At 50.3% G+C, this 6,088-nt stretch carries 4 protein-coding genes and 2 tRNA genes; all 6 read right to left on the bottom strand.

Going from position 1 to position 6,088, the window contains the following annotated elements:
- Positions 1–98: 98 nt before the first annotated feature.
- A tRNA-Gly gene (locus tag ABWO67_RS03560) sits at positions 99–172 on the bottom strand.
- A 171-nt stretch (positions 173–343) separates the two neighbouring features.
- Positions 344–430, bottom strand: a tRNA-Tyr gene (locus tag ABWO67_RS03555).
- Between the two features lie 129 nt (positions 431–559).
- On the bottom strand, positions 560–1,471 hold the full coding sequence (locus ABWO67_RS03550) for a ParB/RepB/Spo0J family partition protein (protein WP_353147595.1): 912 nt from the start codon (positions 1,469–1,471) through the stop codon (positions 560–562).
- 24 nt (positions 1,472–1,495) lie between these two features.
- A complete protein-coding gene (locus ABWO67_RS03545; RefSeq protein WP_353147593.1) occupies positions 1,496–2,317 on the bottom strand; it encodes a ParA family protein in 822 nt (273 codons plus the stop codon).
- The gene (rsmG, locus tag ABWO67_RS03540; RefSeq protein WP_353147590.1) at positions 2,314–2,988 is read right to left on the bottom strand and encodes a 16S rRNA (guanine(527)-N(7))-methyltransferase RsmG; all 675 of its coding nucleotides are present in this window, start codon (positions 2,986–2,988) and stop codon (positions 2,314–2,316) included. Before rsmG ends, ABWO67_RS03545 begins: the two co-directional genes overlap by 4 nt.
- Positions 2,988–4,904: a tRNA uridine-5-carboxymethylaminomethyl(34) synthesis enzyme MnmG gene (gene mnmG / locus ABWO67_RS03535; RefSeq protein ID WP_353147587.1), complete on the bottom strand. Its 1,917-nt coding sequence runs from the start codon at positions 4,902–4,904 to the stop codon at positions 2,988–2,990. Before mnmG ends, rsmG begins: the two co-directional genes overlap by 1 nt.
- Positions 4,905–6,088: the final 1,184 nt, after the last annotated feature.

The raw sequence follows: 6,088 nt of genomic DNA, 5'->3' as shown, positions 1-6,088 counted from the left end.
GACCTCTCCCTTACCAAGGGAGTGCTCTACCACTGAGCCACATGGGCAACTACTTCGTTGCTATCTGCCTTTTCAAGCAGAAATCAAAAAACTTAAACTGGAGCGGGTGAAGGGAATCGAACCCTCATCATCAGCTTGGAAGGCTGTTGCTCTACCATTGAGCTACACCCGCGAGGAGATTCAATCCACCTGATCGTCCGTGACCGGAAAACAAGTCAACAGCCACAAACTTTTACAACCGCCTGCATGAAACCGCCAACTGCTGCGTTTTCATTTTTATTCTGGTAACTGCTTTTTTTGCTAACGCTTTGCTTTTAAAAAGCGCCCGCAGCAAAAGAGGCTTTGGTGGTGGGAGTTGGATTCGAACCAACGTAGACGCAAGGTCAACAGATTTACAGTCTGCCCCCTTTAACCACTCGGGCATCCCACCAAAAGCGAATTGCGAATTATGCAGGCTTTTTAAAGCGTTGTCAAACGTTGCGGCGCACAATGACACGAAACTCGCTGTAATAACGCCACAACCGAATGCAAAGCAACAATTGCGAGACAAATGCCAGGCTTAAGACTCGATGACCGCCGACAAGCCCTGGAGTTCCAGCAGCGAATTCAGGTGCTCCCAGCCATGGAAGTCGATCATCAGTTGGCCCCGGTTCTTGGCGCCTACCTTTAGGGTCACCCGGGTCCCCAGATGATCCGACAAGGCTTCTTCCATACGTTTCACATCCCCCGATTGGCCAACCGACTTACGGCCTGCCTTGGGCGTCTTTTCCTCGGCCTCGCGTATGCTGCGCCCGACCAGCTTTTCGGTTTCACGAACAGACAGGCGTTTGGCAATGACTTCATTGGCCAGAAGAATTTGCGTTGCCGAATCGGTGGCCAACAAGGCCCGGGCATGACCCATGTCGATATCGCCGGCCAACAACATGGTTTGCACCGGCCCCGTCAGATTCAGAAGACGCATCAGATTGCTGGTGGCTGAACGGGATCGCCCTATCGCTTGCGCGGCCTGTTCGTGGGTCAGCCCGAACTCGTCGAGCAGACGGCGTACGCCATGCGCCTCTTCCAGGGGATTGAGGTCTTCACGCTGGATATTTTCGATCAAGGCCATGACCGCAGCGCTTTCATCGGGTACTTCCCGCACCAGAACCGGAACCTCGGCAAGCCCGGCCAACTGGGCGGCCCGGAAGCGACGCTCCCCGGCGATGATTTCATACTTCCCGACGTCTTTACCGGCCAGAGGACGCACGAGAATCGGCTGCATGATGCCCTGGGTACGAATGGACTCGGCGAGCTCGTTCAAGGCGCCCTCGTCCATCCGCGTGCGCGGCTGATACTTGCCTGCGCGCATAAGTCCAACGTTCAGCACTGACGGAAGCCGATCTTCCTTGCCAAAGTTTTCTATTGCGGGAGCATCTTCGCCAAGCAAAGCGTCCAGACCACGGCCTAACCCTTTAGGTTTTCTCGTTGCCATTGTGTTTTCCTTTCTCAGATTCGTTTAAACGCGCGGACGGGCTTGCTGCCGTAATGCTTCTTTTTTTACGCGCTTGATAAGTTCTTTGCCAAACTCAAGATAAGCCTTGGCGCCGCGGGAATTCTTGTCGTAGACGATGCCTGGCAAGCCATGGCTTGGTGCTTCGGCAAGGCGTACGTTGCGGGGCACCACCGTCTTGAAGACCTTGTCACCAAAGTGGGTTTCAATTTGGGCCGAGACTTGTTGCTGCAGCGTAACGCGGCTGTCAAACATGACTCGCAGCAAACCGATGAGTTGCAATTCGGGATTGATATTGCGATGCACACGTTTAATGGTATTGACCAGATCCGACAAGCCTTCTAACGCAAAGTACTCACATTGCATGGGAATAATCACCCCATGCGCCGACGCCAGGCCGTTCAAGGTCAGCAAAGACAAGGTCGGCGGGCAATCCACAAGGATAAAGTCATAATCTTCCAGCACAAGCGCAATAGCCTGCTTAAGCTGTTGTTCACGCTCGTCCATTTGGATCAGGTCGATTTCAGCACCGGACAATTCACGGTTCGCGGGCAATACGTCGTAGCCCCCTGCTTCGGACCTGACCCGAGCCTGCGCTATGGTCGCGTCGCCAATAAGCACTTGGTAAAGGTTTTGTTCGACATTGTTCTTGTCGATACCACTACCCATGGTGGCGTTTCCCTGGGGATCCAGATCTATCAATAGGACGCGCTTGCGCGTGGCGGCAAGCGCGGCGGCAAGGTTGATAGCGGTAGTGGTCTTCCCCACCCCGCCTTTCTGGTTTGCGATGCAAAAGACGTTGGCAATGGCTGTAGAGTTGTAATTCATAAGTTTCCTTGACGGCTCAACCAGACCAGGCAACGCTGGGCATTCAGTTCAGGAACAAGCAACGCCTGGATCTGGCAAGGGCGCCAGCCAGTCTGCTGCTCGAGGGTTTCGATTTCTTCTTGTGGCTCACGCCCTTTCATCGCTGCAAGATACCCATCCTTGGCCACATGGGGCCCGGCAAGCGTAGCAAAGTCGGTTAACGATGCAAAGGCTCGGGAAATGACAATATGGGCATCAAGAGGCTGCAAGGCTTCTACGCGCGCATGCATGGCATGCAAGTTGGGCAATCGCAATACGCCAGCCATTTGCCTTACAAAGGCCATTTTCTTTTCTACGGCATCAATGCAATGCACTTGCCACTGTGGCTGCATAATGGCAAGCACTATGCCGGGCAAGCCAGCCCCGGATCCGACATCGACAATGCGAGGGCTTGGTACTGTGTTTTTATCCAGTATATCGACCAGGGGCTTCACAACGGAAAGACTATCGAACAGATGCTGGACCAGCATCTGTTCGGGTTCCCGCAAGGCAGTAAGGTTGTAGGTCCGATTCCACCTCTGCAACTGATCTATGTAGCTAAGCAGCGACTCGGCCTGGTCGTCATGCAGTTCGAGGCTCAGTGTTTGCGCGGCAGCGTCAAGGCGCTGCCTGTAGTTAACTTGGTCTACCATCAGGCTGCTTTCTTCCGATACTGCATGCGTTTAAGGTGTATCAGCAGCAAAGAGATAGCAGCTGGCGTTACGCCCGAAATGCGACCTGCCTGCCCCACCGTTTCAGGCCGGCTGGCTTTCAGGCGATGACGTACTTCTATCGACATACTCGTGATGGCATCGTAATCAATATCCGCTGGAATACTCTGGGATTCCTGGGCAGCCTGCTTTTCGACTTCTTCTTGCTGCTTTGCAACATAACCGGAGTACTTCACTTGGATTTCGACCTGTTCTGCAGCGACGGGGTCATCAAGCCCCGGCCCTGCCAAACGTTCGCCGCTTTCCTTTTCCAAGTCCATTAGCGCCTGGTAGGAAACCTGGGGCCTCTTTAGCAGATCGTAGAGCGAATACTCTCTTTCAACCTGCTTTCCCAACAATGCCTCTGCCGTATGTACTGCCAGCGTTCTAGGGTTGATCCAGCTACCGCGAAGGCGCTCAATTTCCGAAGCCACCGAATCACGCTTGCGACTGAAAAAATCCCATCGAGCATCGTCTACCAGACCTAGTCGACGACCTTCCTCTGTAAGACGCATATCAGCATTATCTTCGCGCAGGCTTAAACGATATTCAGCTCGTGACGTAAACATGCGATAGGGTTCGGTGACCCCACTGGTAATCAAGTCGTCAACCAGCACGCCCAAATAAGCTTCACTGCGCTTGGGACACCAGCCTTCCCGGCCCTTCGCCTGCAGGGCCGCATTCACACCGGCAAGCAAGCCCTGGGCCGCAGCCTCTTCATACCCTGTCGTACCATTGATCTGCCCTGCGAAAAACAGCCCCTTAATGGCGCGTGTTTCCAATGTCCCTTTGAGTTCACGTGGATCAAAATAGTCATACTCAATGGCGTAGCCAGGACGCATGATAATGGCGTTTTCCAAGCCAGGCAGGGAGCGAACCAACGCCAGTTGAATATCAAAAGGCAGGCTAGTCGACACACCATTAGGATATATCTCGCGTGTGCTTAAGCCTTCAGGCTCCAAAAATATCTGATGACTTGCCTTATCGGCGAAACGATGAATTTTATCTTCGATCGAAGGGCAATAGCGTGGCCCTATTCCTTCTATGGTTCCGCTGTCGCTATACATAGGAGAACGATCAAGACCGGACCGCACGATATCATGCGTTTTTTCGTTGGTATGGGTGATCCAGCAAGGGAGTTGCTCTGGATGCATATCCGCCGACCCCATATAGGAAAACACGGGTACGGGGTCGCTATCGCCAGCCTGAACTTCCAGTTTTGAAAAGTCTATACTTCCTGCATCAATACGGGGCGGCGTGCCCGTTTTCAACCGCCCCTGAGGCAGTTTCAGTTCTTTCAGTCGCTCACCGAGAGAAATAGAAGAAGGATCCCCTGCCCTACCGGCAGAGTAATGATCCAGGCCCACGTGAATCAATCCATTCAGAAACGTGCCAGCAGTCAACACCACGGTACGCGCTTTGAATCTCAATCCAATCTGCGTGACTGCTCCAACGACGCGATCGCCCTCTAGAATAAGATCATCCACGGCCTGCTGGAAAATCATTAAATTAGGTTGATTCTGCAAAGTCGTTCTAATGGCACGACGGTATAAAGACCGATCGGCCTGTGCCCGAGTTGCCCGTACAGCTGGCCCTTTAGATCTATTTAATATACGAAATTGAATACCCGCGAGGTCGGTAGCATAAGCCATAGCCCCACCCAAAGCATCGATTTCCTTTACCAAATGCCCCTTACCAATCCCTCCTATAGAAGGATTGCATGACATCTGGCCCAGCGTTTCCATGTTATGGGTTAGCAATAGCGTAGAGGCGCCAGTACGCGCCGCAGCAAGGGCCGCCTCGGTACCCGCATGGCCGCCGCCGACCACAATTACATCGAATTCATCTGGATAAATCATTTTTCGCTCAAGCGAGATAGAACATTAACTTCCCATTATACTGCCGCGCACGATTATGTTCCACGTGAAACACAAAGAATTATCTACACAGGAATAAAACATGCTGTTCCACGTGAAACACTTAGCTATATATTATATAAACCGCGTTATGTTTCACGTGGAACAGTATGTTTCTACATGGCCTGTCATACCCAATAAATTAATTTTATGTTCCACGTGAAACATAAGAACATCAGAGCCGCAGCACATTAAAGACTGTAGTTAAAATTTCTTCGCCTACATAGGCCGGGCTGCCAAAAGACAGCTATTGCTTACCACCAACGATTAACTAACGTATGGCTTATCAAACATTGTTATCAAACGTTTTATTTAGATAAAGCGATCTTTTTATCTAGCACTAGCGGGAGGGGTATCAATGCATATGGAATTACTCAAGCCATATAGTGAATATATTGAGGGTACTAAATTGAGCAATGGAATAATTGAAAAAATAAACCATTGCGGTGGTTTCACCGGAAGCAGGGCGTTAAACAATAACTAGAATATTGAGCCGCATATGACTGTTCTGAGTTGCATTGCTATACGGTGCGGGCTACGAGCTCAAACTACCGACCATAAGAACCAAGCATGCTGATACGGATACTCCCAATAATTCAATGTGTAACGTTGATTGGAACCCTAGGGCTGCCGGTTCAACATTAAGCACTGCTATAGGTGACTGTTCAAGAAAACATGAATATATGCATGCCGCGAACGTTATCTCAGCAGAAGGTATCTATCCTCAGATAGGGGAGGGTGACCAGGGATAGATGATAAAGCAATCAAACAAGGTAGGCACTTCCTACCTTGACCACAATATTTATAAAATATCCAGACAGGTTTTTCCAGGGAAGGGTCTATGCTAGACGAATCCACGTGGAACATGACAGTTCCAGCACTATTAATATCGGAACAATAACCGGAGGATTCAGTAAAAAAACAACTTCTTTCCGTCTTATTGTTGATGTCTCTTTAATTTTAGTAGTGAATCAGTAGCATATTATTCAAAGCCAACTAGGCTAATCTGAATAAATAGAATTAGTAGAATAACAATCAGTGAGCAACTTCAAACAACTCCAATTTCAATATATCTTATCTACCACTTGATCACAATTTTCGATTTGCTTGTATCTAAAACCATCACA

The organism is Pollutimonas bauzanensis (genome assembly GCF_040393045.1).
Taxonomy (GTDB): Bacteria; Pseudomonadota; Gammaproteobacteria; order Burkholderiales; family Burkholderiaceae_B; genus Pollutimonas; species Pollutimonas bauzanensis_A.
This window is presented reverse-complemented; position numbering and strand designations above follow the sequence as displayed.